Origin of the sequence: Janthinobacterium sp. KBS0711, assembly GCF_000988085.1 — a bacterium.
Taxonomy (GTDB): Bacteria; Pseudomonadota; Gammaproteobacteria; order Burkholderiales; family Burkholderiaceae_D; genus Janthinobacterium; species Janthinobacterium lividum_E.
The window spans coordinates 640962-666047 of the sequence record NZ_LBCO01000035.1; the positions used below are offsets into that span (position 1 = coordinate 640962).

Here is a 25086-nt window from a genome sequence, read left to right on the forward strand (position 1 = left end):
CAAACGCGGCAGGCCTTAGCATCGCGGCTTACAAAAAAAACTTGGGGAGAGCCAATGTCATCGGCCGAGACACAAACCGCCACGGGCAAAATGCCGCGGCAAATACCGTACATCATCGCCAACGAAGGCTGCGAACGCTTCAGCTTTTACGGCATGCGCAACATCCTGACGCCATTCCTCATCAGCACCTTGCTGCTGATGATCCCGATCGACCAGCGCACGGGCGAAGCCAAGCACGTGTTCCACACCTTCGTCATCGGTGTGTATTTCTTCCCGCTGCTGGGCGGCTGGCTGGCCGACCGCTTCTTCGGCAAGTACAACACCATCTTCTGGCTCAGCCTCGTGTATTGCGCCGGCCATGCCTGCCTGGCCCTGTTTGAAAACAGCGTCAACGGCTTCTATTTCGGCCTGTTCCTGATCGCCTTCGGTTCCGGCGGCATCAAGCCGCTCGTGGCCTCGTTTGTCGGCGACCAGTTCGACCAGACCAACAAGCACAAGGCCAAGCTGGTCTTCGACCTGTTCTACTGGATCATCAACTTCGGCTCCTTCTTCGCCTCGCTGCTGATGCCGATGTTCCTGCGCGACTTTGGTCCATCGATCGCCTTCGGCATCCCCGGCCTGATGATGCTGGCCGCCACCCTTGTCTTCTGGATGGGCGCCAAGAAATACGTGCACGTGCCGCCAGCACCGCCGAACCCCGATTCATTCACCCGCGTGGCCCGCACGGCCCTGCTGGCGCGTGTCGATGGCGGTTCGCGTCCCGGCCTGTACGTGGCCTACGTCGGCGTGGTCGGCGCCCTGTATGCTTTCTACAGCATCCCGGAATGGGGCTTCGTGATTTCCGCGTGTACCGCGCTGGTATTGCTGCTGGCCTTCGGCAGCATCGGCACGGCCATGCAGCTGGAACGCGCACGCGGCATCCACCCTGACGAAGCCGTCGAAGGCGTGCGCGCCGTGCTGCGCATCCTCGTCATCTTCGCCCTCGTCACGCCGTTCTTCTCACTGTTCGACCAGAAGGCCTCGACGTGGATCGTGCAGGCGAACACCATGGAAAAACCAAGCTGGTTCCTGCCGGCGCAGATGCAGGCGCTGAACCCGATGCTGGTGATGCTCCTGATCCCGTTCAACAACCTGGTGCTGTACCCGATGCTGAACCGCTTCGGCCTGGAAGCGACGGCCCTGCGCCGCATGACGGCCGGCATCGGCTTTTCCTCGCTGGCGTGGATCGTCATCGGCCTCTTGCAACTGGCCCTCGACAGCGGCAGCGCCGTCTCCATCATGTGGCAGATCCTGCCGTACGCCCTGCTGACGTTCGGCGAAGTGCTGGTCTCGGCGACGGGACTGGAGTTTGCCTACAGCCAGGCGCCCGTCTCGATGAAAGGCGCCATCATGAGCTTCTGGAACCTGTCGACCACGGTAGGCAACCTGTGGGTGCTGATCGTCAACCGCAGCGTCATGAACGAAGGCGTGATCGGCAAGATCGCCGAAAGCGGCATCAGCGTGACGGCCTTCCAGATGTTCTTCTTCGCCGCCTTTGCCGCCGTGGCCATGCTGGCCTTCGGCCTGTATGCGAAGCGCTACAAGATGGTGGATAACTACCGCCAGGCGGTGGTGCCGGGCAAGGCGTAATCACACAAGTAGGTCGGATTAGCCCGAAGGGCGTAATCCGACAACGCTGCTGACAATGTCGTCGGATTACGCGTGGCGATGCCACGCTAATCCGACCTACGCGTCCTTCTTTTTTACGTCGTCACCGTCGGCCCATCGCGCCCAGTGCGCTCGCGTATCTGCGCCAGCTGCTCGGCTACCGCGATCAGCCCTGCCAGCGCTTCCTGGGTGGGAATATCATGCCGGGCCGGATCGGCTTCGTAGCGCTCCAGGTACAAACGCAGGGTGGCGCCTTCGGTGCCCGTGCCGGACAGGCGCAGCACGATGCGCGCGCCGTCCGTCATGATGACGCGGATGCCCTGCTGCGTGGCCACGGAGCCGTCGACGGGGTCCGTGTAGCTGAAGTCGTCGGCCAGCGCCACCGTGCAGCCATTGACTACCTGACCTGGCAAGGCGGCCAGCTGGCCGCGCACGGCCTCCATCAGCTGCGCCGCAGCGGCACTGTCGATGTCTTCGTAGTCGTGGCGCGAATAGTAGTTGCGGCCATACGTGACCCAGTGCGCGCGCACGATGTCTTCCACCGATTGTTTTTTCTCTGCCAGCAAGTTGAGCCAGAACAGCACGGCCCACAGGCCATCCTTTTCGCGCACGTGGTTCGAGCCCGTGCCGTAGCTTTCTTCGCCGCACAAAGTGGCCATGCCGGCGTCGAGCAGGGTGCCGAAGAATTTCCAGCCCGTCGGCGTCTCGTAGCAAGGGATGCCCAGCGCGCTAGCGACCCGGTCGGCCGCGCCCGACGTCGGCATGGAGCGGGCAATGCCTTTCAAACCGTCGCGGTAGCCGGGCGCCACGCTGGCGTTGGCGGCCAGGATGGCCAGGCTGTCCGAGGGCGTGACGTCGAAGCGCCGGCCGACGATCATGTTGCGGTCGCCATCGCCATCGGAGGCTGCGCCAAAGTCCGGCGCATCGTCGCTGGCCATGCGCGTAATCAATTCCTGCGCATTGACGGGATTCGGGTCCGGATGGCCGCCGCCGAAGTCTTCCAAGGGCACGCCGTTGATGACGCTGCCCTTCGGCGCGCCCAGCATGCCTTCCAGGATGGCCGTCGCATACGGGCCGGAGACGGCGTGCATGCCGTCAAAGCAGATGCGCAAGCCGCCCGCGAACAGGGCGCGGATGGCGTCGAAATCGAACAGCTGCTGCATCAGTTCCGCGTAGTCCGCGACGGAATCGATCACTTCGACCGTCATTTGCTCGATGCGCACGGTGCCCAGGGTGTCGAGGTCGATATCGGCAGCGTCGCTGATGCGGTATTCGGCAATGGTTTGCGTGCGCGCAAACATGGCTTCGGTGACCTTTTCAGGCGCCGGGCCGCCATTGGCGATGTTGTACTTGATGCCGAAATCGCCATCGGGGCCGCCCGGGTTATGGCTGGCCGACAGGATGATGCCGCCGCTGGCGCCATGCTTGCGGATGACGCAGCTGACGGCAGGCGTCGACAGGATGCCGCCCTGCCCCAGCAGCACGCGCGCGTAGCCGTGCGCTGCGGCCATGCGCAGCACCGTCTGGATGGCCGCGCGGTTGTAGTAGCGCCCGTCGCCGCCCAGCACCAGGGTCTGGCCGCGGCAGTCGCCGAGCGTGTCAAAAACGCTCTGCACAAAGTTTTCCAGGTATTGCGGCTGGCTGAACACGCCCACTTTCTTGCGCAGGCCCGACGTGCCTGGCCGCTGGCCGGCTATCGGCGCCGTATTGATGATTTGAATAGCCATCTTGCCTCCATATTAACTTCCCATGTTAACGCATGCGGGGCCAGCGGCAAAGCGTTGTAGGCCTGCCACGGTGCGGTAAACCGCTTACGCTGGCTGCGGCATTGCTGCACCGCACTCTTGCATGTCTCGCAACCCCGCACTATAATAAGAATAGTTCTCATTCACATTTAGACTCTGACCAGAGTCTGCACGCAGCCACCGGCTGGTGCGCAGCTGGATGACACGCTGCGCCAGCCAGGCATCCCTGCCAAGCAAGCCTTCCCATATCAATAACGAAAGAAGAAAGTTTCATGGCACGAGCACGTTCGCTGGCCGGCGCTGCCGCCGCGACTTCCCGGTACTTTTCACCGCTGCGATAACCATGTTTCTCATCAAAAACCAAGGGATACACCATGCACATCACTTCCATCGCGCGCCTCGGCGCCCTCGCCACCGCCCTGCTGGGCGCGGCCCTCGTTTCCGGCAGCGCCAGCGCGCACCAGATCTGGCTGCAGCAGGATGGCAAGGCGGCCAGCGTGTACTTCGGCGAATTCGGCGACAACCTGCGCGAGGCGTCGCCGGGCCTGCTCGACAAGTTCAGCATCAAGAACGTGATGTGGGTGTCGGCCAAGGGCGCGCAGCAGCTGCAGTCGAGCAAGACGGCCGGCGCGTTCCTCCTCAATGGCAAGGTGGACGCCGGCGAAAGCATCATCGTCGAGGAAGACAACTACCCGTCGTGGGAAGAGAAAAAGGATGGCAAGGCCACGCGCACCGTGTGGGTCCCGGCAGCGCGCCTGATCGCCGACGGCAAGGCGCAGACGCCCGCGCTGACCCTGGACCTGGTGCCGACCGGCAAGCCGGGCCAGTTCCAGGTCAGCTACCAGGGCAAGCCGCTGGCGCAGGCCAAGGTCAACGCCGTGGTGCAATCGGGCTGGGGCAAGGAAGCGTGGAGCGATGCGCAAGGCCTGGTCAGCTTCGCGCTGCCATGGAAGGGCACCTATGTGCTGGAAGTGCAGCACACGGACAAGACGGCCGGCCAGCGCGGCGCGCAAGCCTATGACAAGGCCATGTTCGTGACCACCCTGAGCCTGGTGCAGCCGCAAGGCGTGACGCCGCTGCCTGCCGGTCCGGCCGTTCCCCCCAGCAAGGATCACGACTGACCATGCAAGCGTCAGCCTTCACTAAAATGCCGCGCCTGCGGCTGTCCGCCGGCGCCGTGTACCGGCTCGGCGTCGCATCGCGCAGCGTGGCGGCCATCGTCGGCGGCTATGTGCTGGCCGCGCTGGTCACCATGCTGCTGTCGGTGAGCCTGCCCATGGCCCGCTCGGAAGCCGTCATGACAGCCACCCTGCTGTCGTTTGCCATCTATACCTGCGCCGTGCTGTGGGTCTTCGCCACGCACAGCGCCCTGCGCGCCTGGCTGGGCCTTCTGATGCCGGCCACCGTCATCGCCGCCATCCTGCAGTGGATGGACGCACTATCCTGGAGTCTCGCATGAAAGAAGGTTTCCGCCAGTCGATGGCATGGCTGCACACCTGGTCCGGCCTGCTCGTCTGCTGGATTTTATTGCTGGTGTTTTGCGCCGGCACGGCCAGCTACTACCGCAATGAAATCACCTTGTGGATGCAGCCCGAATTGCACGGCGCCGCCGCCAGTCAGGTAAGCACCGAGGAAGCAGCCAAGGTCGCGCAGAAGGCGATGGAAGAGCGGGCCGAAGGCGCCACGCGCTGGTTCATCAGCCTGCCCGGCGAGCGCAGCGCCGCCACCCAGCTGGGCTGGAGCAAGCCGTCGCAACCGGGCGAAAAGAAACGCGGACGGCGCGGCAATTTTCATAGCGAGAAAGCCGATCCGGCCACGGGCGAGGTGCTGTCCAAGCCGCGCGAGACGCGCGGCGGCGAATTCCTCTACCGCCTGCACTTCGACCTGCACTACATGCCGGCCATCTGGGCCCGCTGGATCGTGGGTTTCTGCGCCATGTTCATGTTCGTCTCCATCATCAGCGGCATCGTCACGCACAAGCGCATCTTCAAGGACCTGTTTACCTTCCGGCCGAAAAAGGGCCAGCGCTCATGGCTCGACGCGCACAACGTGACGGCCGTGCTGGCCCTGCCCTACCACATCATGATCACCTACACGGGCCTCGTCACCCTGATGTTCCTGTACATGCCCTCGGGCGCCACGGCCGCCTACAAGGGCGACCAGGACGCCTTCTTCGCCGAAGCGTTTCCCGGTCGCTCGGGCGACAGCAAGCCGGCGGGCGTGGCCGCGCCGCTGACGTCGATCGCGCCCCTCGTGCGCCAGGCGGAACAGCACTGGGGCGGCGGCAAGGTCGAACGCATCTCCGTCAGCCATCCGGGCGACGCCAACGCCACCATTTCGCTCACGCGCGCCGGTGGACGCGACATGTCGTCGAAGCAGCCGTCGATGGAGTTCGATGGCGTGTCCGGCAAGCTGCTGTCAAGCGATGGCGACGCGCAGCCCGGCGCGGCCGCCACGCAAGGCGTGATGGTGGGACTGCACGTCGCGCATTTCGGCGGCCCGCTGCTGCGCGCGCTGTTCTTCCTGTCCGGCCTGGCCGGCTGCGCCATGGTCGCCACGGGCGCCCTGCTGTGGGCCGTCAAGACGCGACAGAAGCAGGCCAAGGCGCTGGCCGCTGGCAAGCGCGCCAGCTTCGGCCTGCGCCTGGTCGAGGCGCTCAACATCGGCGCCATCGCCGGCATCCCGATCGCCTTTGGCGCCTACTTCTGGGCCAATCGCCTGCTGCCGGCGGCGATGGAAGACCGGCCGCAAGAGGAAATCGCCTGCTTCTTCGGTGCCTGGGCCCTGGCTGCCATCATCGCCCAGCTGCGCCCGTCGCGCGCCATGTGGCGCATGCAGCTGGCCGCCGGCGCCTTCCTGCTGGCGTCGCTGCCCGTGCTGAACGTCTTCACCACCGATTCGCACCTGGGCGTAACCCTGTTCCTGGGCCGCGGCCCCGTGACGGTGGCCGCCTTCGACCTGGTGGTGCTGGTGCTGGGCCTGGGTCTCGCGTATGCGGCGTTCAGACTGAAACCGCTGCCCGTGAAGGCGGCCAAGGCGGCACCGGCCAAGCCGGCAACGACGATGGAGGCCGCGTGATGGAACTGCTGTCGAACTTCCTCGCGAATTTTCTTGTCTTTGCCTTGTGCTATGCGGGCCTGTCCTCGCTGTGCCTGGCGATGGACCGCCACTACGCCGACTTGCACGGACGCGGCGCCGAACCGCCCGCGCCGCTGCGCCGCCGCCTGCAGTGGGCCGGCTGGCTGGCGCTGGCCGCCGGCCTGGCCTGGGCCATGCACATCGCGGGCGGCGGCTATGGCCTCGTCTACTGGGTCGGCAGCCTGACGGGCTGCGGCTTGCTGCTGATCTGGCTGCTGCCGTATGCGCCGCACCAGGCCATGCGCCTGGCGCGCATGATCGGCGTGGCGGCCTTGCTGGCCGCCGTCGCGCTGGCAGTACGGTAACGATCATGGCCATGCCACCCCTGCTGTCCACGCAGCTGGAAAGCCATTACCGCGCGCACCACGGCTGGCTGGCGCACTGGCTGCAGCGGCGCCTGGGCAATGCCGCCGAGGCGGCCGACCTGATGCAGGACACCTTCGCGCGCCTGCTGTCCGGCGCGCCCATGCAGCCGCACACGCCGGCCCTGCGCGCACCCAAGGCTTACCTGGCGACCGTCGCCAAACACCTGCTGATCAACCACTTGCGCCGCCAGTCGCTGGAACACGCGTGGCTGGCCGCGCTGGCCGCCCTGCCCGAACAGCATGCGCCATCGACCGAGCAGCGCGCGGAAATCCTTCAGGCGCTGCAAGCCGTCGATGCCATGCTCGACGGCCTGAAACCGAAGGTGCGCGCCGTCTTCATCATGGCGCAGATCGAAGGCCATGCCTATGCCGACATCGCCGCGCAGCTGGGCATCGGCGAGCGCTCCGTGAAACGCTACATGGCCGAGGCGCTGACCGAATGCGTGCTGCTGGCGCAGGACTTGCCGGCATGAGCGCGGCCGCTACGCCATATCCACCGTTGTCGCGCAAGGTGGCGCGCCAGGCCGTCGAATGGTATTTATTGGAGCAGTCGGGCCAGGCCACGCCGGACGACCTGGCCGCCAGCGCCCGGTGGCGTGCGCGCGACCCGGAACACGCGCGCGCCTGGAACAGGGTGCAGCAGGTGAGCCAGACGGCCGGCCTGCTGCCGCCGGAGTTGGCCGTGCCCGTGCTGCGCCGGCCGCAGCGCCGCGTGGCAGTGCAAGTGCTGCTGGCGCTGATGGCGGCGCCCGCCGCCTGGCTGCTGGTGCGCCACGACATGCTGGCCGATTACCGCAGCGGCGTGGGCGAACGGCGCGAAATATCGCTGCCCGACGGCGGCACCCTCGTGCTCAACACGGACAGCGCCGTCGATGTGGCGTATGGCGCCGGCGAACGCCGGCTGACCCTGCGCCGCGGCGAAGTGCTGGTGCAGACGCGCCCTGACCATGCGGGCAGCCGCCCTTTCATCATCGCCACCTGCCATGGCCGCATCCGCGCGCTGGGCACGCGCTTCACCGTGCGCGTCGACGACGACGGCAGCCGCGTGACGGTGCTGGAACACGCGGTGGAAATCACGCCGCGCGCACCCTCGGCCACCGTCCGCACGCTCGTGGCAGGCCAGCAAAGCCGCTTCGACGCCAGCCACGCCGGCCTGCCCACGCCGGCGCCGCTGCAAGCCGACGCATGGGCGCACGGCATGCTGGCGGCGCAGGACATGCGCCTCGATACCTTCGCTGCCGAATTGTCACGCTATCGTCCCGGCCTGCTGCGCGTGGAACCGCAAGTGGCGGGCTTGCGCCTGTCGGGCGCCTTCCAGCTCGACGACACGGACGCCGTGCTGGACAGCCTGGCGCGCATGCTGCCCGTCGACGTGCTGTACCGGACCCCGTACTGGGTCACTATCGCGGCCCGCAAAAAATAATTGTTAAAAATTGGCCCTTTTTTTCGCCGTGACCTGTCCTGATGGTATTACAACGATACCTTACAACGACACTCGCCGGAAAGGCCACACCATGCAACCACCCCGTTTGACTCCCCTCGCACGCGCCATCGGCAGCGCCGTGATCCTGCTGTCGCTGGCGCAGGCGCCGGCCATGGCGGCCGATGCCGCCGCGCCAGCCGCCACGCAAACGACCTTCCACGTGCCGGCCGGCGAGCTGTCCGCCGCCATCGCCAGCTTTGCCATCGAAGCAAAAGTGAGCGTGGGCGCGGCGGCCGAACTGCTGCAAGGCGTGCGCACGCCGGGCCTGAGCGGCAGCTATACGGTGCCGCAGGCACTGGCCCGCCTGTTGGCCGGCACGGGCCTCGAGGCGCTGCCAAGCGGGGAACGCAGCTACGTGCTGCGCAAGGCGGGTGCCGCATCGACCGGCGCGCCGATTGCCGCCACCCTGGACGAAGTGGCCGTCAGTTCCAGCGCCCTGCGCGACGGCACCACGGAAGGCAAGCGCGGTTACGCGGGCCTGACCAGCGCCACGCGCCTGAACCTGTCGCTGCGCGAAACGCCGCAGGCCGTCAGCGTCATCACGCGCCAGCAGATCGACGATCAGGGCTTGCGCACCTTGCAGGACGTGCTGGTGCAGGCGCCCGGCATCACGGTCGACCATTCGTCGAGCACGCGCGAATACGACCAGGTATTTTCACGCGGCTTCGAAGTGACGTCGTACATGTTCGACGGCATCCCGACCAGCAAGAACCTGGAAGCGCGCACCTACGACATGGCCATCTACGATCGCGTGGAAATCATCCGCGGCGCCACTGGCCTGATCAGCGGCACGGGCAGCCCGTCGGCCGCCATCAACCTGGTGCGCAAGCGCCCGGGCGGCAGCTTTGCCGCCACGGCCGGCGCGCAGCTGGGATCATGGGACCGCTACCGCATCGAAGGCGACGTCTCGACGCCGTTGACGGCGGACGGCAAGGTACGCGCGCGCCTCGTCGCCGCGCATGAAGACCAGCGCTCGTTCATCGACCGCTACCGGCAGAAAAAGGATGTGCTGTACGCCATCGTCGAAGCGGACCTGACCCCGTCGACGGTGCTCAGCGCCGGCATCAACTACCAGCAGGAAAAGCTCAAGGGCGCGGGCCGCGAATTCCCCATCTTCTATGCCGACGGCTCGCAGACGCGCTTCCCCCGCTCGATGAACGGCACGGCCGCGTGGAGCACGTATGACCGCGAGCAGAGCATGCTGTTCGCCACGCTCGACCATTATTTCGACAACGACTGGATCGCCAAGCTGGCCGTCAGCCGCAGCAGCAACCAGTACGACGCCTTGCAGGGTTTTTCCGGCAATGGCTATCCGGACCGCGTGACGGGCGGCGGCATGCGGCTGTGGCTGGCCAACTGGCACAGCAAGCCACAACAGACCTCGCTCGACGCGTACGTCAGCGGACCGTTCCGGGCCTTCGGCCGCCAGCACGAACTGGTGCTGGGCGTGAGCGCCTCGGAACTCGAGACGAATAGCCCCATCTATCCGGGCTGGCGCCTGGCCGGCTATGACCATGCGGTGCCGAATATCCACGCCTGGAATGGCGATATGCCGGTACCCGACTACAGCGGCATGCGGCTAGGCAGCTCGTACGACAAGGAACGCGAAAGCGGCCTGTATTCGACGCTGCGCCTGCGCCCGACGGATGCGCTGTCGGTGATTTTGGGCGCGCGCCTGTCGTACTGGAAGCGCGACATCCGCAGCGATTACGATGCCGACACGGACCTGTACGACGCGATGCGCGAAAACGGCAAGATCACGCCGTATGCGGGCCTCGTCTACGACCTGGGCCGAAACTGGTCGGCCTATGCCAGCTACACCAGCATCTTCACGCCGCAAAGCCAGCGCGACGTCAACAGCCGCTTCCTGGCGCCGCTCGAGGGCAAGAACTACGAAGTGGGCGCCAAGGGGGAATTCTTCGGCGGCAAGCTCACTACCAGCGCCGCCCTCTTCCAGCTGAAGCAGGAAAACCTGGCCGAAGCCGATCCGGGCAATGTCTGGATCATCGGCACGGGCGGCGGTTCCTACGCCTATCACACGGTCAAGGGCGCCACCACGCGCGGCTTCGAGGCGGAAGTATCGGGCCAGTTGCGCCCCGACTGGCAACTGACGGCCAGCTATGCGCATAGCCGCATCCGCAATGCGGCCGGCGCACGCATCCAGACCAACCAGCCGCAAAACATGCTCAAGCTGTGGACCACCTGGCGTCTGGCGCAAGGCGTGCCTGGCCTGGTGCTGGGCGGCGGCGTGAACTGGCAGAGCGATATCTACATGGACGACCGCGGGCCGAATGGCGAACGCTTCACGCAGAAGGCGTATGCGGTGGCGGGACTGATGGCGCAGTACCAGGTCAGCAAGCAACTGGTGGCGACACTGAACATCAATAACGTCTTCGACAAGAAGTACTACTCGACGGGCATGGGCGGCTACTACGGCGATCCGCGCAACGCCATGCTGTCGCTGCGCTATCAGTTCTGAATGGCTTCGCTACTTTTGAGCAGCGCCTCGATGTCCTCGGGCGCCACGGCGCGGCCAAGAAAATAGCCAAATGCTTCGTCGCAGCCCATCTCGGCCAGCAGTTCCAGCTGCTCGCCGCTTTCCACGCCGCCGGCGATGGTGCGCAGTCCGAGCGTGCGCGCCATCGCCACGATGGCGCGCACCATGGCGCTGTCGCCGCCCGGCTTGTCCAGGTCGTCGACGAAGCACTTTTCGATCTTGACGGCATCCGTGGGAAAGCGTTTCAGGTAAGTGAGCGAAGCGTCGCCCGTGCCGAAATCGCTGATGGCGATCGCCATGCCCAGCTGGCGGAACTGGCGCAGTATCAGCTCGCAATTCTGGCTGCTGTCGATCAGGATGCCGGCGGCGATTTCCAGTTCGATGCAATGGCCAGGCACGCCGGCCGCCTCCAGCGCGGCGGCGAAATTGCGTGCGATATCGCGCTGGTAGAACTGGCGCGCGGACAGGCTGACGGACACGGTCAGCATCTGCCCTTGCGCAATCCAGTTGCGCGCCTGCTCCACCGCCGTGGCCAGCACCCAGGCGCCCACCGGCAGGATCAAGGCGCTTTCCTCCAGCACCGGCAAAAAGTCGAGCGGCATCATCAGGCCCAGTTCCGGGTGCTTCCAGCGCAGCAGCGCCTTCACGCCCGTGATCCTGCGCGTCTTCAAGTCCATGCGCGGCTGGTAGTACAGCACGAATTCATTGCGTTCGAGCGCGTGGCGCAGGGCCGTCTCGAGGATGGTGCGCGAATACGACTGCGTCTGCATGCGCGGCGCATAGCGCTGGCAAGTACCGGGCGCGTGGCGCTTGGCCGCGTACATGGCCAGGTCGGCCTTTTCGATCAGCGCATTGACGTCATCGTCGTCGTCCGGGTACAGGGCCACGCCCACGCTGGCCGCCACCGTCAGGCTGTATTCGCCGATGACGAAGGGGGCGGCGATGGCGCGGACGATTTTCTCGGCCACCCGCTCGGCATCGTGCGCCGTGCGCAGTTCCGTCAGCAGGATGATGAATTCGTCGCCGCCCTGGCGCGCCACCGTATCAACCTTGCGCACGCACTGCTGCACCCGGCGCGCGAACTCCGTCAGCACCTGGTCGCCCACGTCGTGCCCCAGGCTGTCGTTGATGGATTTGAAGCGGTCGATGTCGACGAACAGCACGGCCAGCAGCCCCTGGTGGCGGCGCGCGTAGGCGATGCCGTGCTCGAAGCGGATCTGGAAATGCAAACGGTTCGGCAAGCCCGTCAAGCCGTCGTGGTGGGCGATGAATTCCAGCTGCTGCTCGGCGCGCCGGCGCGCCGACACGTCGTGCAGCAGCAGCACCGCGCCGCCCTGCGCCAGCGGCGCGCAGCTGTACTGCACGTCGATGCGCTTGCCGTCGAGATGGCGCAGCAGCACGGCGCCGCGCGCCACTTCCAGCACTTCCTGCCGCGCCACGCAGTCGCGCACCTGGCGCGCCGCGTCGATGGGCGTGCCGTCATGGAACAGCGGCAGCAGCTGCGTCACGGCCTGGCCCGGGCCATCGTCGCCCTGCAAGCCGCCCATGGCGCTGGCGCGGGGATTCAGGTACCGCACCACGCCATCGTGGTCGGTGCCGATGACGGCCGCCGGCAACGCATGCAGCAGCGCCAGCGCATCTGCCATGCGCCGCGCCTGCGCTGCCTGCAGCACCACGCCCGTCGCATGGCGCATGCGCCACGTGCGCGCCGCCCGCCACTGGCAGGCCAGCAGCACGGCGAGCACCATGGCCAGGGCCAGGCACAGCGCCAGCAGCAGCGCCGTCATGCGTCACCCGGCAGGCGGAAAGTACGGAACATGGTTTTCCTTTGCAACGTGCGCCATGCGGCCGGGCGCAGATACATGCTGAAAGGAAATAGTATAAGAATTTCGGCGCGATATTTGCCTGATCGGGCGCCGCTTGACTGGCATCAAGCGGCGCGTGGCGCGCCCGCTTCAGGCCAGCGACAGCGTCCTGGCCGGGGCGATGCCCGCCGCTGCGGCCACGCCGGACGTGCCGTGCAGCTTGAAGATGCTGACGGCGTCGGCCAGGCTGGCCGCCTGCTGCTGCAGCGCGTCCGCGGCGGCGGCGGCCTGCTCCACCAGGGCCGCGTTCTGCTGCGTCACGCCATCCATCTGGCTGATGGCGATGCTGATCTGCTCGATGCCGTCGCGCTGCTCCACGCTGGCCACGGCGATCTCGCCGATGATGGCGTTCACGCGCTGCACGCTGCTCACCACGTCATCCATCGTGCGCCCCGCCTGGCCGGCCAGCACGCTGCCCTCTTCCACCGTGCGCACGGATTCGCCGATCAGCTGCTTGATTTCCATGGCCGCCGCGGCCGAGCGGTGCGCCAGGCTGCGCACTTCCGTCGCCACGACGGCGAAACCGCGCCCCTGTTCGCCCGCGCGCGCCGCTTCCACGGCCGCATTCAGGGCCAGAATATTCGTCTGGAAGGCGATGCCGTCGATGACGGCGATGATGTCGACGATGCGCTTGGACGAAGCATTGATATGGCTCATGGTCTGCACCACCTGCGCCACGGCTGCGCCGCCGCGCTGCGCCACGTCCGACGCGCCGCCGGCCAGCTGGCGCGCCTGGTCGGCATTCTCGTTATTCTGCCGCACCGTGGATGTCAGCTCGATCATCGAGGCGGCCGTCTCTTCCAGCGAACTGGCTTGTTCTTCCGTGCGCGAGGACAGGTCCATATTGCCGCTGGCGATTTCCGCCGAGGCCGTGGCGATGGCGTCCGTGCCGGTACGCACACGTCCCACGATGGCGGCCAGGTTGCCACTCATGGCTTTCAGGGCCCGCAACAGGTCGCCGATTTCATCGCGGCTGCCATCGGCCACCACGGCGCGCAGGTCGCCGGCGGCCACTTGCTGGGCGATGCCGACGGCCGCGCCCAGCGGCAGCGTGATGCTGCGGATCAGCCACCACACGGTGACGCTGCCGACGACCAGGGTCACCAGCACGGTGGCCAGCATGGCGATGCTGGCGCTGCGGTGCGCGGCCGCGTCCTGCTCCTTCATCTGCGCCATCAGGCTGTGCGACTGTTTGCCGATGGTCGTCACGATGGCGTCGATCTGGCGCGTCGGTTCGCGGTCCATGCCCTTGACCAGCGCATCGACCACGTGGGCGCTGTCAGCGCGCGCGCCATCGAATTTTTGCAGGGCCGCCAGGTAACTCACGCCCAGCGCGTCGTGCGCCTGCAGCGCCTGTTCCACGGGCGCCGTGTCGAGGCCCAGCGCCGCCATCATCGATTGCAGGCTTTTCAATTCCTTGCGCGTCTGCGCGCCGCTGGCGACAAACGCTTCGCGGTAACGCTGGAAGGCGGCCGCATCGCCGCCGCGCAGCAAAATGTTTTTCCACTCCTGCACCTGGATCTTGAATTCCACCTGCGCACTGCGCGCCGCATCGACGGCTTCCGTCAGGGCCACGGAACGCTGCATGGCGTCCGCGCTGCGGGCACTGGCCGCGTCGAGCGCGCTCCAGCCGCGCGCGCCGACGAACACCAGCGCAAGAAAGAAGAAGGCGCCCAACAGACCGAGGCGGACGGAGATTTTAAGATTCGCAAGTTGCATGTGTTTCTCCCGGCTGCAAGAACAGGATGGCAACAAAGGCGCCGCCAAAAACTATCCAATTCTCACCAAATGGGAAATCATGCGGCGCGCCCCGAGAAAAACCAAGCAAGGCTTTCGCTAGAGAAACACTTTCAACATAGAAACAACAAATTACAAGGAAAGGTTGACTGCCTAGCCATAGTGACGTGTTCGCAGCATGGTCAGGCCGGCAATCTTGCCGGTCGTTTCAGCGCTACGCCGCGGCCGCTCCCGCAAACTCCTCGCGCAGCAGCGGATACAAACGCCGGTAGCGCGCCAGGCGTTCGTCCAGCACGGCGGAGGCTTGCGGCGCGACCGTTTCCTGTACGGGCGGGCGCGTGCACACCTGCGCGGGCGGCAAGCCCGTCACGGCCATCTGCGCCAGGCGCGCAGCACCCATGGTGCCGCCAGCCGCGCCGTGGTCGTGGCGCAGCACATTCAAGCCCGAGGCATTCGCACACAGCTGCGCCCAGAAGCGGCTGCGCGAGCCGCCGCCCACGAACGACGCTTCTTCCAGATGCGTGCCGGCGCTGCGCAAGGCCGCATTGCCGTCGGCCATGGCAAAGGCCACGCCTTCCATCACGCTGTAGGCCAGTTCGGCGCGCCCGTGTTCCGTCGACAAACCAAAAAACACGCCGCGCGCGGAAGCGTCGTTATGCGGCGTGCGTTCGCCGCTCAGGTAAGGCAAAAAGACGGGCGCCGTGCGCGCCTCGACGCTTTCCGCCAGTGTCACCAGTTCCCCGATGTCGCTCGACTGCGTCAGCCGCGCCACCCAGCTGAGGCTGGACGCGGCGCTGAGGATCACGCTCATCTGGTGCCAGCGCTCGGGCAGGCAATGGCAGAACGCGTGCACGCCCTGGCCCGGATTCGGTGCAAAACCGTCGCTGCCGGCGAACAGCACGCCCGAGGTCCCCAGCGACAGCAGGCCGGCGCCCGGCTCCACCACGCCCAGGCCGACAGCCGCCGCCGCATTGTCGCCCGCGCCGCCGGCCAGCAGCACCGGGTGCGCGATGCCCCATTCCTGGCACAGCGAAGGCCGCACCTGCGCGGCGGCGGCGCTGCCCTCGACCAGGCGCGGCATGTGCTCGCGCGTCAAACCGGTGGCGGCCAGCATGCGCTCGGACCAGTCGCGTTTGGCCACGTCCAGCCACAAGGTGCCGGAAGCGTCGGACATGTCGGACACATACTCGCCCGTCAGGCGCAGGGCCACGTAATCCTTGGGCAGCAAGACCTTGGCCGTGGCGCGGAACAGCGAGGGCTCGTATTTTTGCAGCCACAGCAGCTTGGGCGCCGTGAAGCCGGGCATGGCCTGGTTGCCCGTGATGGCGCGCGACTCGGGCACCAGCGCCTCGAGTTCCACGCACTCGGCAAAGGCGCGCGTATCGTTCCACAGGATGGCCGCGCGCAGCACGTGCTGCTGCTTGTCGAGCAGGGTCGCGCCATGCATCTGGCCCGACAGGGCGATGCCGCGCAAGCCGGAAAATGCCACCGGCTGCGCGGCGCGGATGGCGGCGATGACGTCGAGGGTGGCGTGCCACCAGTCTTCGGGATTCTGTTCCGTCCAGCCGGGATGGGGGCTGGACACGCGCAGGGTCACGCCGGCGCTGGCGAGGATGGCTTGGGCGTCATCGGTGAGGATGGCCTTGACTTCGGAAGTGCCGATATCGATACCGAGATAAGTCATTTGATTCCAGAATAAAGTTAAGAATGGCCGTCGCCGGATGGATCGGGCATGTTCATCAGCAGGCAGGAGCGGAATTTAGACGGCGACATCTGCTTGTGCGCCAAAAACTGGCGGTTGAAATTGGAAAGGTTATTGAAGCCCGTGCGGTAGCAGATATCGGTGACCTTCATGTCCGTGTTCATCAGCAGCTCGCAGGCCAGCGCGATGCGCTCCTGGTTCACGTATTGAATGAACGAGGTACCCGTATGCTTGCGGAAGAAACGCGTGAATTTCAAGGTATTCATTTCCGCCACGTCGGCCACGTCCTGCTCGCAAAAATCGAGCGTGATGTTCTGCTTGATATACGCCAGCACCAGGTTGATGGTCGATGACATGTAGCGGCCCGCCTGCGCCAGATAAGTGACGCTGGCCAGGGGCCGCCGCTCGCGGCACTCGCACAGCTCGCCGAACAAACGCGTAAACAGTTCGACCCGGCGCAAGCCCTGCGCCGTTGTCAATTCCTTCATCAGCGGCACCAGGCGCAGGCCCAGCGCATCGGGAAATTGCAAGCCCCTGCCAGCCTCGCCCAGCAGGGCTTTCAGGGGCGCCATTTCCGGGAACAGCAGCGCGCAGCGTTCGATGAAGTCGCTGGAAAACTGCAGCACCAGGTCGCGCTCGGGCAAGACCACGCCTTCCGGCAGTTCGCTCACCCAGTTATGCGGCAGGTTCGGCCCCGTCAGGATCAGATTGCCCGCTCCGTAACTGCCGATATGGTCGCCGATAAAAAATTTGCCGTTTGACGTGATGATGAAGTGCAGTTCGTACTCGGGATGAAAATGCCATTTCGCCACCGTGTGCGGAAAGCCGTGCGCCCACGCGCGAAACGATTCGTGGATCGGTTTGTGGATCAGTTCCAGGTCAGGCGTCACGGCAGTTCCTTGCGCGGTCTCGTTGTCAGCTATTCTAACCACTTAGTGGCCACTGGCCGCCACGGCCAGCCCGCTGTCGGCGTCGAACAGGTGCATGTGCTCTTCATCGAAGGCCAGCGCCAGGGTCTGCCCCACCTGCGCCGCGCTGTTGGCCGCGTTCGCCGGCAGCAGGGCCGACAGGCTCAAGGCGCCGCACTGGAAGCTGATCAGCGCTTCGGCGCCCAGCAGCTCGACCAGGTCGATCACGCACGCCAGGCCATGCGTGCCTGCCTGTTCCTGCGGCAGCGCCGCGCGCAAGTGATTCGGGCGCAGGCCGAAGACCACGCGCGTGCCCTCGGCCAGCGCGGTGAAGCGGGGCGATATCAATGGCCAGCGGTAGCCGGCGCAGACGAGCACCGTTTGCCCGCCCTCTTTTTCGACGACGCCATCGATGAAGTTCATGGCAGGGGTGCCAATGAACCCTGCCGCGAACAGGGTGCGCGGATGGTTGTACAGTTCCGCCGGCGTGCCGATCTGCTCGATATGCCCGCCCTTCATCAGCACCACCCTGTCGGCCAGGGTCATGGCTTCGAGCTGGTCGTGCGTGACGTACAGGGTGGTGGTGCGCAGGCGGCGGTGCAGGCGCTTGATGTCGGCGCGCAGCTGCGCGCGCAGCTTGGCGTCCAGATTCGACAGCGGTTCGTCGAACAGGAACACCTGTGGCGTCTTGATCATGGCGCGCGCAATGGCCGTGCGCTGCTGCTGACCGCCCGACATGGCGCGCGGCTTGCGTTCCAGCAGGCTGTCCAGGCTGAGGATGGCCGCCACCTCGCGCACGCGGCGCTCGATCTCGTCGTTCGGCACCTTCAGGCGGCGCAGGCCGAAGGCGATATTGTCGTACACCGTCATGTGCGGATACAGCGCGTAGTTCTGGAATACCATCGCCACGTTGCGCGCACGCGGCGGCAAATCGTTGACGATGGCCCCGCCGATGTGCAGCTCGCCGCCGCTGATGTCTTCCAGGCCCGCGATCATGCGCAGCAGGGTCGACTTGCCGCAGCCCGATGGCCCCAGCAGGACGATGAATTCGCCGTCATCGATTTCCAGGTCGAACGGCTGCAGCACGGCCGTCTTCTGGTCATAAGTCTTGTGCAGCTGCCTGCAGGCGATGTTTGCCATGATCAGTCTCCTGCCAGTTCAATCTGGATCTTGACGTCGCGCGGATGGCCCTGGGCCGCTTCCTCGAACGCCTGCACGCCGTCGGCAAAACCGAAGGTGCGCGAAATGAAGGGCTTCACGTCGATCTTGCCGGAAGCGAGCAAGGCGATGGCGCGCGGGAAGATGTTCGCGTAGCGGAAGACGGATTCGATGCGCACTTCCCTGGCCTGGATGGCGACGATATCAAAGGGGACGTTCTCGGGCGGCATGCCGACCAGCACCAGGCAGCCGTTCGGGCACAGCAGGTCGACGATGTTGTCGTAGGCACGCATGCTGCCGCTGGCTTCAAAGACGATGTCGGCGCCCCAGCCGTCCGTCAGTTCGCGCACCGTATCAAACAGGCTGGCGTGGCGCACGTCGACCGTGGTCACGGCGGGATTGTCCACGAACAGGGCCAGCTTTTCCGGCACCAGGTCGGCCAGGATCACGCGCGAGCAGCCGCTCGCCAGCGCGGCCAGCGCATTCATGGCGCCGATGGTGCCGGCGCCGATCACCACGGCCACGTCGCCTGGCTTGATGGCCGCCTTCTTTGCCGCCTGCAGGCCGATGGCCAGCGGTTCGACGATGGCGCCTTCGCCGAAGCTGACGTTGTCGGGCAGCTTGAAGGTAAAGGCGGCCGGATGCACGACGTACGGCGTGAGGCAACCATGGATGGGCGGCGTGGCCCAGAAGCGCACGGCGGGATCGAGGTTGTACAGGCCGCGCATGGTGGCCGGCGAATCGAACTGCGGCACGCCCGGCTCCATGCAGACGCGGTCGCCCACCTTCAGGTGCGTCACGTCATCGCCCACTTCCGCCACCACGCCGGACGCCTCGTGGCCGAGCACCATCGGCGCTTCGACGGCGAAGGGGCCGATCTTGCCATGTTTGAAGTAATGCACATCGCTGCCGCAGATGCCCACGGTGTGGATCCTGATTTTGACGTCGCGCGGGCCGACGGCCAGCGGCAGGTCGATGTCGCGCAGGGTGATGGAATGCGCGTGTTCCAGTACGAGTGCTTGCATGATGGGTTTCCTTATTTATGTTTGAGCATGGAGTTGAGCAGCCGTCCCAGGATGCCGACGAACAGCAGGGGCGGCAGCGCCAGCAGCACGGTGGAGGCGTTCACCACGCCCCACGGCACTTCCTGGCCCATCGAGGTAAAGGCCGACGCCACCACGGGCAGGGTCATGCTTTTCGACGAGGTGAGCGCCAGCGCGATCATCAGTTCATTCCAGACCAGCACGAAGCTGAAGACGATCCCGCCCATCAGGGTTTTCGACGCCACCGGCAGGGCCACGTACCAGAACACCTGGTAAGGGCCGTAGCCGTCGAGCGCCGCCGCTTCCTCGATCTCTTTCGGGATGCGGGCAAACGCGGGAATCGACAGCCAGATGATGGTCGACAGGGTCACCAGCAGATACGTCACCACCATCGACAGGCGCGAGTCGTACAGACCCAGGTCGATCCAGATCGAGATCAGCGGAATGGCGACGGCGACCGGTGGCAAAAAGCGCAGCGACAGCAGGAAGAACTGGATATCCTTCTTGGCCGGAATCGGATAGCGGGCGATCGCATACGCGGCCGGCACGCCCAGCACGGCGCCCAACAGCACGGCGACGCCGACGATGGCCACGCTGTTGCCCAGTCCCGTCAGCACTTCCGGGCTGGCCAGCACCTGCTTGTAATTGGCCAGTGTCGGGCTGAAGAAAAAGCGCGGCACGGGCGTGACGATGTCCATCAGCTCCTTGAAAGAATTGAGCACGGCCCACAGGATGGGGAACAGCGCCACCAGCACGATGACGGTGGTAATGACGGTGGTGGTGATGGCACCAATGCCGCCCGGGGTGCGCAGCACCCTAAGACACCTGACAAAACCGTTGCGAGCAGATGTGAGTTGTGGCTGAGAAGCGGAGCTGTGCGCATGCACAGTGAGCATCGGAGGCCGCAAATCGCGCTGCGCAGTAGGTTTGGTTAGGGTGTTCTTAGTCAGTTTTCCCATTTGGCGACTCGCTTCCAGAGCAGGGTGAATATTACTGTCGTGGCCAGCATCATCAGCACGGCCATGCTGGACGCGTACGACACCTTGCCCATCAGGCCGATGCCTTGCGCATACGCATACATGTCCAGCGTTTCCGTGGAAATGCCGGGGCCGCCCTTGGTCATCACGTAAATCAGGTCGAACGAACGCAGCGACTCGACCATCTTGATGAACACGAGGCTCATGATGGGCACCTTCAGCATGGGCAGCGCGATATACGCATACACCTGGAGCGTGCTGGCGTAGTCGAGGCGCGCCGCTTCCAGCGGTTCGCCGGGCAGGGTTTCCAGCAGCTTCAGGATCACGGCGCCAAAGAACAGGCCCCACTGCCAGATGTCGACCAGCGCCACCGCGTACAGGGCCGTGGCGGGGTCGGACAGCAGCGCCGTGCCGCCCAGGGCCACGCATTCGAGCATCCAGTTGAGGATACCCATCAGCGGCGAATACATGAACTTCCAGATGAAGGCGGCCGACACGCGCGGCAGCAGCACGGGCACGATCAAGAGCAGCGCGATGATGTCACGCGTGCGTCCCTTCACCTTCTCGAACAGGAACACGGCCAGCAGCACGCCGACGATCAGCGAGCCGGCCACGGTGACCACTTCCCAGATGGCCGATACCTGCACGGCATTGACGAAGCGGCGGTCGCCGAACAGGCGGAGAAAATTGGCAAAGCCGACGTAGTCGCTGTCGCTGTAGCGCAGCACACGGTTTTGCAGGGCCAGGTTGATGGCGGCGATGCTGGGCACCAGGCCCAGTACCAGCAGGACCAGCAGCGGCAAGGTCAGGAAGACGGCCGGCAGCCAGGTGTGACGTTTTTTATGGATGATATGCGGCATAGGAATCAACTTTCAAACGAGAACGGGCAAGCGCTGGCTTTAACCCAAAAGCAAGAGCTGGTGTCAGACCCGGCGGGGGATTGCGCCCCAGTGGGGCGCAATCCGATCGCGAAGCGACTGACCCCGGGGTTTATTTGCGCTTCTTCGCCCGCGAAACTACTTCCGTCGCGTATTCATTCGCCTCATCGAGCGCGCTTTGCACGTCGCCGCGCGTGCCCGTAAACACTTCTTCCAGCACGACGCCCAGGTTGTCGCCGATGTCCGGCCACTCGGGGCTAGGCCAGATGGTCACGCGCGAGACGGGCGTGGTGTCCGTCAGGCCCGCCTGGATCTGCGGCTTGACGTGCTTGCGGAAGTAGTCGCTGTTGATGGTGCTGGTGCGGTTGTAGTCGCTGAAGACGTTGTCCTTCAGGCGCGCCTGCTCCTGCTCCTTGCCCGTGGCGAAGGCGATGAACTTGCCGGCCGCCTGGCGCGTGCATTCATCTTTCGCACCGGTGGCGGAAATGGCCAGGCCGTGGCCATACGCGGCCGATGGCAGCGGCGATGGCGGACGCACATAGCCGACCTTGTCGACCACCGAGGATTTTTTCGGGTCTTCCATCCAGTCGGCAAACGGCGTCGACTCGATCATGAAAGCCACCTTGCCCGACCTGAATGCTTCGAGCGCGTTGCTCCAGTCGTAGGTGGCGCCGCCCGGCGGCGAATACTTGAACAGCTCGCGGTACAGCGTGGTGGCTTTCACGGCCTGCGGCGAATTGAAGGCCGGCACGCCATTGTTTTCCCACTTGCCGCCGGCGGCCAGCATGAACGGCGCCCAGCGCCACACATTCATGCCCGAGCCGCGCTGGCCCCGCGCGGCCCAGCCATACACGTTCGGCGGGCTGTTCATTTTCTTGACGGCGGCGACCAGTTCGTCGAGCGTCTTCGGCACGGCGATGCCGGCCTTTTCCAGCAGATCGCGGCGGTAGAACAGGAAATCGCTGCCGCCGATCAGGGGGGCGAAATACGCCACGCCCTTGTACGAGGCGACGGCGCGGCGGCCCGGCAGGAAGTCGTCGTAATCGGCGTCCTTGGGCAGGTATTTGAGCAGGGGGACGACCCAGCCGGCCGTGGCGAATTCGGCCACGTTGGCTTCGTCGATGTAATAGATCTGGTAGGAGCCGGCCTTGGTGGAAGCATCGAGGCGGGCTTTCGAGCGGCGGTCGTTTTCGCCGAAATAGCTGATTTGTACCTTGGTGCCGCTTTTCTTTTCATACTCGGCGAGGGTCTTTTCCATCACCGTCAGGCCCAGGCTTTTTTGCGCCAGCACCTTGATCACGGGCACCGAACAGCTTTGCGCCGAGGCGTCTGCAAATCCGGCGGACATGAGGGCGCCCCATGCAACAGCAGTCATGATTTTCATAACACGTCTCCATTTTTATAGTCCGGCGGTTTTCCACCGGTGAACTCACTATAAAAACAAAGCAGGCCCGCCACCACTGCAAAAGCGGCCAGTTTTCAAATACTATTTTTCAGCAAAACGGCCTCCATGCCGGCCGCGACGGGCTGGTCTTTTTTACCACACACAATATATAAAGCCGCTTGATTTATTAATTAGCCGGGCGTATATTTGGCTCGGGCACCGCATTGACGGCCGCCCCCAGGCCGAGGCAATCGCCTCCCGGTAAAAAATAAATAGATTCTGGAGACAACACAATGAACGTCAAACAATGCATCGCACTGGCTATCCTGACGGCAGCCGGCGGCGCCGCCATGGCCGAGGAACCGATCGTCGGCCTGATCACCAAGACCGATACCAACCCCTTCTTCGTGAAGATGAAAGAAGGCGCGCAGCAACGCGCGAAACTGAAGGGCGCCAAGCTGTTGACGGCGGCCGGACGCGCCGACGGCGACAACGCCGGCCAGGTCACGGCGATAGAGAACATGGTGGCCGCCGGCGCCAAGGCGATCATGATCACCCCGAGCGATTCGAAAGCCATCGTGCCGGCCATCAAGAAGGCGCGCGCGGCCGGCGTGCTGGTGATCGCCCTCGACAGCCCGACCGAGCCGCAGGACGCCACCGATGCGCTGTTCGCCACCGACAACTACAAGGCCGGCTTGCTGATCGGCCAATACGCCAAGGCCGCCTTCGCCGGCAAACCCGTCAAGATCGCCATGCTGGACTTGTTCCCCGGCCATCCGGTGGGTATAGCCCGCCACAACGGTTTCCTGGCCGGCTTTGGCGCGCCGGGCATCAGCGCCAAGACGGTCGGGCCGGCGAAAACCGCCGACGTGGTGTGCATGGCCGACAGTTTCGGCGACCAGGGCAAGGGCCAGACGGCGATGGAAAACTGCCTGCAGAAAAATCCCGACATCAATCTCGTGTACACCATCAACGAACCGGCCGCTGCCGGCGCCTACAAGGCGCTCAAGGCCGTGGGCAAGGAAAAGAACGTGATGATCGTCTCGGTCGACGGCGGCTGCGCCGGCGTGCGCGACGTCAAGGCCGGCGTCATCGCGGCGACCTCGCAGCAGTATCCGCTGAACATGGCAGGCCTGGGCGTCGAAGCCGGCGTCGAGTACGCCAAGAACGGGAAGAAGGCCAGCGGCTACGTCGATACCGGCGTCACCCTGATCAGCGACAAGCAGCAAGCGGGCGTCGAGAGCCGCGACACGGCGTTCGGCCTGAACTCCTGCTGGGGTAAATAAATCCACGCAGTCAGCCGCGTTCGGCAAGACGATCTGCCTTGCCGGCGCGCGGCCGCCTGCGCGCCTCCTTTTTCCCCTCTTGAATATGGATAACAGATGCGTTCCACCGTTCCGACATTTATGCCGCCGCTCTCCAAACTGGGCCCGGTCATTGCCCTGCTCGCCGCCTGCGTGTTCTTTGCGTCGCAAAGCGACCGCTTCCTCAGCAGCCAGAATTTTTCCCTGATCTTGCAGCAAGTCATGGTCGTCGGCATCATCGCCATCGGCCAGACCCTGATCATCCTGACCGCCGGCATCGACCTGTCCTGCGGCATGGCCATGGCGCTGGGCTCGGTCATCATGACCAAATTCGCCGTCGACCTCGGCATGAACCCCTATCTCGCGATCGGGTGCGGCATCGCCGTCACCGTGCTGATCGGCTTCATCAACGGCGCGCTGGTCACTTCGATCAAGCTGCCGGCGTTTATCGTCACGCTGGGCACGATGAACATTGCCTTCGCCGTCACGCAACTGTACTCGCAGGCCCAGACCGTCACCGGCCTGCCGGAAGCGATGGGATTTTTCGGCAACACCTTCCAGCTTGGCCAGGCCACCTTTACCTACGGCACCGTGCTGATGCTGGGCATGTACGTGCTGACCTGGCTGTACCTGCGCGAGACCGCGCCCGGCCGCCACCTCTACGCCGTCGGCAACAATCCGGAAGCGGCCCGCCTGACCGGCATCGCCACGAATAAAGTTTTGCTGGGCGTCTACATGATCGCCGGGATGTGCTACGGCATCGCCGCGCTGATGTCCGTGGCGCGCATGGGCGTGGGTGACCCGCAGGGCGGCCAGACCGACAACCTCGACAGCATCACCGCCGTCGTGCTCGGCGGCACCAGCCTGTTCGGCGGACGTGGTTCGATCATGGGCACCCTGGTCGGCGTGCTGATCGTCGGCGTGTTCCGCAACGGCCTGACCTTGATGGGCGTGTCCTCGGTGTACCAGATCCTGGTGACGGGCATCCTGGTCATCCTGGCCGTGGCCACCGATCAACTGACACACAAGAAAGGTTGATGAGCATGACGACACATGTGCAAGCCGTATTCCAGGCCCGCGGCCTGGTCAAGCGCTACGGCAGCGTGACCGCCCTCGACGGCACCGATTTTGATTTGTTGCCGGGCGAAATACTCGCCGTGATCGGCGACAACGGCGCCGGCAAGTCCTCGCTGATCAAGGCGCTGTCGGGCGCCCTCGTCCCCGACGAGGGCGAGATGCTGCTCGACGGCAAGCC

General features: G+C 65.1%; 19 protein-coding genes and 2 pseudogenes. 11 read left to right on the forward strand and 10 right to left on the reverse strand.

Features of this window, described 5'->3' with window-relative positions:
* The first annotated feature begins 90 nt into the window (after positions 1 to 90).
* Complete coding sequence (locus VM94_RS26055; protein ID WP_185982169.1) at positions 91 to 1629, forward strand: POT-type proton-dependent oligopeptide transporter; 1539 nt, start codon at positions 91 to 93, stop codon at positions 1627 to 1629.
* Positions 1630 to 1742: 113 nt separating this feature from the next.
* Here VM94_RS26055 and VM94_RS26060 read toward each other — a convergent pair whose 3' ends face one another.
* Positions 1743 to 3374: an alpha-D-glucose phosphate-specific phosphoglucomutase gene (locus VM94_RS26060; protein WP_046686035.1), complete on the reverse strand. Its 1632-nt coding sequence runs from the start codon at positions 3372 to 3374 to the stop codon at positions 1743 to 1745.
* A 392-nt stretch (positions 3375 to 3766) separates the two neighbouring features.
* Between VM94_RS26060 and VM94_RS26065 the strand changes: the two genes are divergently transcribed.
* The 7 genes from VM94_RS26065 to VM94_RS26095 all read left to right on the forward strand — a co-directional run bounded on the left by VM94_RS26065 (position 3767) and on the right by VM94_RS26095 (position 10857).
* On the forward strand, positions 3767 to 4513 hold the full coding sequence (locus VM94_RS26065) for a DUF4198 domain-containing protein (protein WP_046686036.1): 747 nt from the start codon (positions 3767 to 3769) through the stop codon (positions 4511 to 4513).
* 2 nt (positions 4514 to 4515) lie between these two features.
* Complete coding sequence (locus VM94_RS26070) at positions 4516 to 4851, forward strand: DUF3649 domain-containing protein (RefSeq protein ID WP_138829003.1); 336 nt, start codon at positions 4516 to 4518, stop codon at positions 4849 to 4851.
* Positions 4848 to 6470, forward strand: coding sequence for a PepSY-associated TM helix domain-containing protein (locus VM94_RS26075; protein WP_046686037.1), 1623 nt, complete (start codon positions 4848 to 4850; stop codon positions 6468 to 6470). The genes VM94_RS26070 and VM94_RS26075 overlap by 4 nt, the downstream gene beginning before the upstream one ends.
* On the forward strand, positions 6470 to 6835 hold the full coding sequence (locus tag VM94_RS26080) for a DUF3325 domain-containing protein (protein ID WP_046686038.1): 366 nt from the start codon (positions 6470 to 6472) through the stop codon (positions 6833 to 6835). The genes VM94_RS26075 and VM94_RS26080 overlap by 1 nt, the downstream gene beginning before the upstream one ends.
* 5 nt (positions 6836 to 6840) lie before the next feature.
* Entirely contained in the window at positions 6841 to 7368 is a 528-nt protein-coding gene (locus VM94_RS26085) for a sigma-70 family RNA polymerase sigma factor (protein ID WP_046686039.1), read from the forward strand.
* Positions 7365 to 8318, forward strand: a complete 954-nt coding sequence (locus tag VM94_RS26090) for a FecR domain-containing protein (RefSeq protein ID WP_046686040.1) — start codon at positions 7365 to 7367, stop codon at positions 8316 to 8318. Before VM94_RS26085 ends, VM94_RS26090 begins: the two co-directional genes overlap by 4 nt.
* A gap of 91 nt (positions 8319 to 8409) precedes the next feature.
* Complete coding sequence (locus VM94_RS26095) at positions 8410 to 10857, forward strand: TonB-dependent siderophore receptor (RefSeq protein WP_046686041.1); 2448 nt, start codon at positions 8410 to 8412, stop codon at positions 10855 to 10857.
* Here VM94_RS26095 and VM94_RS26100 read toward each other — a convergent pair.
* From VM94_RS26100 to VM94_RS26140, 9 genes and pseudogenes are all read right to left on the reverse strand, one after another.
* Positions 10848 to 12662: a putative bifunctional diguanylate cyclase/phosphodiesterase gene (locus VM94_RS26100; protein ID WP_082127912.1), complete on the reverse strand. Its 1815-nt coding sequence runs from the start codon at positions 12660 to 12662 to the stop codon at positions 10848 to 10850. The two genes, VM94_RS26095 and VM94_RS26100, sit on opposite strands and share 10 nt — an antisense overlap.
* A 168-nt stretch (positions 12663 to 12830) precedes the next feature.
* Positions 12831 to 14459, reverse strand: a complete 1629-nt coding sequence (locus tag VM94_RS26105) for a methyl-accepting chemotaxis protein (RefSeq protein ID WP_046686042.1) — start codon at positions 14457 to 14459, stop codon at positions 12831 to 12833.
* 232 nt (positions 14460 to 14691) lie between these two features.
* Positions 14692 to 16161: a xylulokinase gene (xylB, locus tag VM94_RS26110; RefSeq protein ID WP_046686043.1), complete on the reverse strand. Its 1470-nt coding sequence runs from the start codon at positions 16159 to 16161 to the stop codon at positions 14692 to 14694.
* A 17-nt stretch (positions 16162 to 16178) separates the two neighbouring features.
* Complete coding sequence (locus tag VM94_RS26115; RefSeq protein WP_046686044.1) at positions 16179 to 17069, reverse strand: AraC family transcriptional regulator; 891 nt, start codon at positions 17067 to 17069, stop codon at positions 16179 to 16181.
* Positions 17070 to 17138: 69 nt separating this feature from the next.
* Positions 17139 to 18227 (reverse strand): annotated as a pseudogene (locus VM94_RS26120) (ABC transporter ATP-binding protein); the annotation flags it as partial.
* A 2-nt stretch (positions 18228 to 18229) separates the two neighbouring features.
* Entirely contained in the window at positions 18230 to 19270 is a 1041-nt protein-coding gene (locus VM94_RS26125; RefSeq protein ID WP_046686045.1) for an NAD(P)-dependent alcohol dehydrogenase, read from the reverse strand.
* An 11-nt stretch (positions 19271 to 19281) separates the two neighbouring features.
* Positions 19282 to 20082 carry a carbohydrate ABC transporter permease gene (locus VM94_RS26130; RefSeq protein WP_046686285.1) on the reverse strand — a complete coding sequence of 267 codons (801 nt, stop codon included), beginning with the start codon at positions 20080 to 20082 and terminating at the stop codon, positions 19282 to 19284.
* Between the two features lie 152 nt (positions 20083 to 20234).
* Entirely contained in the window at positions 20235 to 21125 is an 891-nt protein-coding gene (locus VM94_RS26135; protein WP_046686046.1) for a carbohydrate ABC transporter permease, read from the reverse strand.
* Between the two features lie 130 nt (positions 21126 to 21255).
* Positions 21256 to 22527 (reverse strand): ABC transporter substrate-binding protein, encoded by a 1272-nt coding sequence (locus tag VM94_RS26140; protein WP_046686047.1) that lies wholly within the window; start codon positions 22525 to 22527, stop codon positions 21256 to 21258.
* Positions 22528 to 22820: 293 nt separating this feature from the next.
* Between VM94_RS26140 and VM94_RS26145 the strand changes: the two genes are divergently transcribed.
* The 3 genes and pseudogenes from VM94_RS26145 to VM94_RS29275 form a co-directional block, all read left to right on the forward strand.
* Positions 22821 to 23813, forward strand: a complete 993-nt coding sequence (locus VM94_RS26145) for a sugar ABC transporter substrate-binding protein (RefSeq protein WP_046686048.1) — start codon at positions 22821 to 22823, stop codon at positions 23811 to 23813.
* Positions 23814 to 23909: 96 nt separating this feature from the next.
* Positions 23910 to 24869: an ABC transporter permease gene (locus VM94_RS26150; RefSeq protein WP_046686049.1), complete on the forward strand. Its 960-nt coding sequence runs from the start codon at positions 23910 to 23912 to the stop codon at positions 24867 to 24869.
* Positions 24869 to 25086: pseudogene (locus VM94_RS29275) on the forward strand (ATP-binding cassette domain-containing protein); the annotation flags it as partial. The gene VM94_RS26150 and the pseudogene VM94_RS29275, both read left to right, overlap by 1 nt.

What these genes read in the sequence shown, in the direction of transcription:
- VM94_RS26055 (WP_185982169.1), top strand. Translation starts at nt 91, where the DNA reads ATGCCGCGGCAAATACCGTACATCATCGCCAACGAAGGCTGCGAACGC.
- VM94_RS26060 (WP_046686035.1), bottom strand. Translation starts at nt 3,374, where the DNA reads ATGGCTATTCAAATCATCAATACGGCGCCGATAGCCGGCCAGCGGCCA.
- VM94_RS26065 (WP_046686036.1), top strand. Translation starts at nt 3,767, where the DNA reads ATGCACATCACTTCCATCGCGCGCCTCGGCGCCCTCGCCACCGCCCTG.
- VM94_RS26070 (WP_138829003.1), top strand. Translation starts at nt 4,516, where the DNA reads ATGCAAGCGTCAGCCTTCACTAAAATGCCGCGCCTGCGGCTGTCCGCC.
- VM94_RS26075 (WP_046686037.1), top strand. Translation starts at nt 4,848, where the DNA reads ATGAAAGAAGGTTTCCGCCAGTCGATGGCATGGCTGCACACCTGGTCC.
- VM94_RS26080 (WP_046686038.1), top strand. Translation starts at nt 6,470, where the DNA reads ATGGAACTGCTGTCGAACTTCCTCGCGAATTTTCTTGTCTTTGCCTTG.
- VM94_RS26085 (WP_046686039.1), top strand. Translation starts at nt 6,841, where the DNA reads ATGGCCATGCCACCCCTGCTGTCCACGCAGCTGGAAAGCCATTACCGC.
- VM94_RS26090 (WP_046686040.1), top strand. Translation starts at nt 7,365, where the DNA reads ATGAGCGCGGCCGCTACGCCATATCCACCGTTGTCGCGCAAGGTGGCG.
- VM94_RS26095 (WP_046686041.1), top strand. Translation starts at nt 8,410, where the DNA reads ATGCAACCACCCCGTTTGACTCCCCTCGCACGCGCCATCGGCAGCGCC.
- VM94_RS26100 (WP_082127912.1), bottom strand. Translation starts at nt 12,662, where the DNA reads ATGACGGCGCTGCTGCTGGCGCTGTGCCTGGCCCTGGCCATGGTGCTC.
- VM94_RS26105 (WP_046686042.1), bottom strand. Translation starts at nt 14,459, where the DNA reads ATGCAACTTGCGAATCTTAAAATCTCCGTCCGCCTCGGTCTGTTGGGC.
- xylB (WP_046686043.1), bottom strand. Translation starts at nt 16,161, where the DNA reads ATGACTTATCTCGGTATCGATATCGGCACTTCCGAAGTCAAGGCCATC.
- VM94_RS26125 (WP_046686045.1), bottom strand. Translation starts at nt 19,270, where the DNA reads ATGCAAGCACTCGTACTGGAACACGCGCATTCCATCACCCTGCGCGAC.
- VM94_RS26135 (WP_046686046.1), bottom strand. Translation starts at nt 21,125, where the DNA reads ATGCCGCATATCATCCATAAAAAACGTCACACCTGGCTGCCGGCCGTC.
- VM94_RS26140 (WP_046686047.1), bottom strand. Translation starts at nt 22,527, where the DNA reads ATGAAAATCATGACTGCTGTTGCATGGGGCGCCCTCATGTCCGCCGGA.
- VM94_RS26145 (WP_046686048.1), top strand. Translation starts at nt 22,821, where the DNA reads ATGAACGTCAAACAATGCATCGCACTGGCTATCCTGACGGCAGCCGGC.
- VM94_RS26150 (WP_046686049.1), top strand. Translation starts at nt 23,910, where the DNA reads ATGCGTTCCACCGTTCCGACATTTATGCCGCCGCTCTCCAAACTGGGC.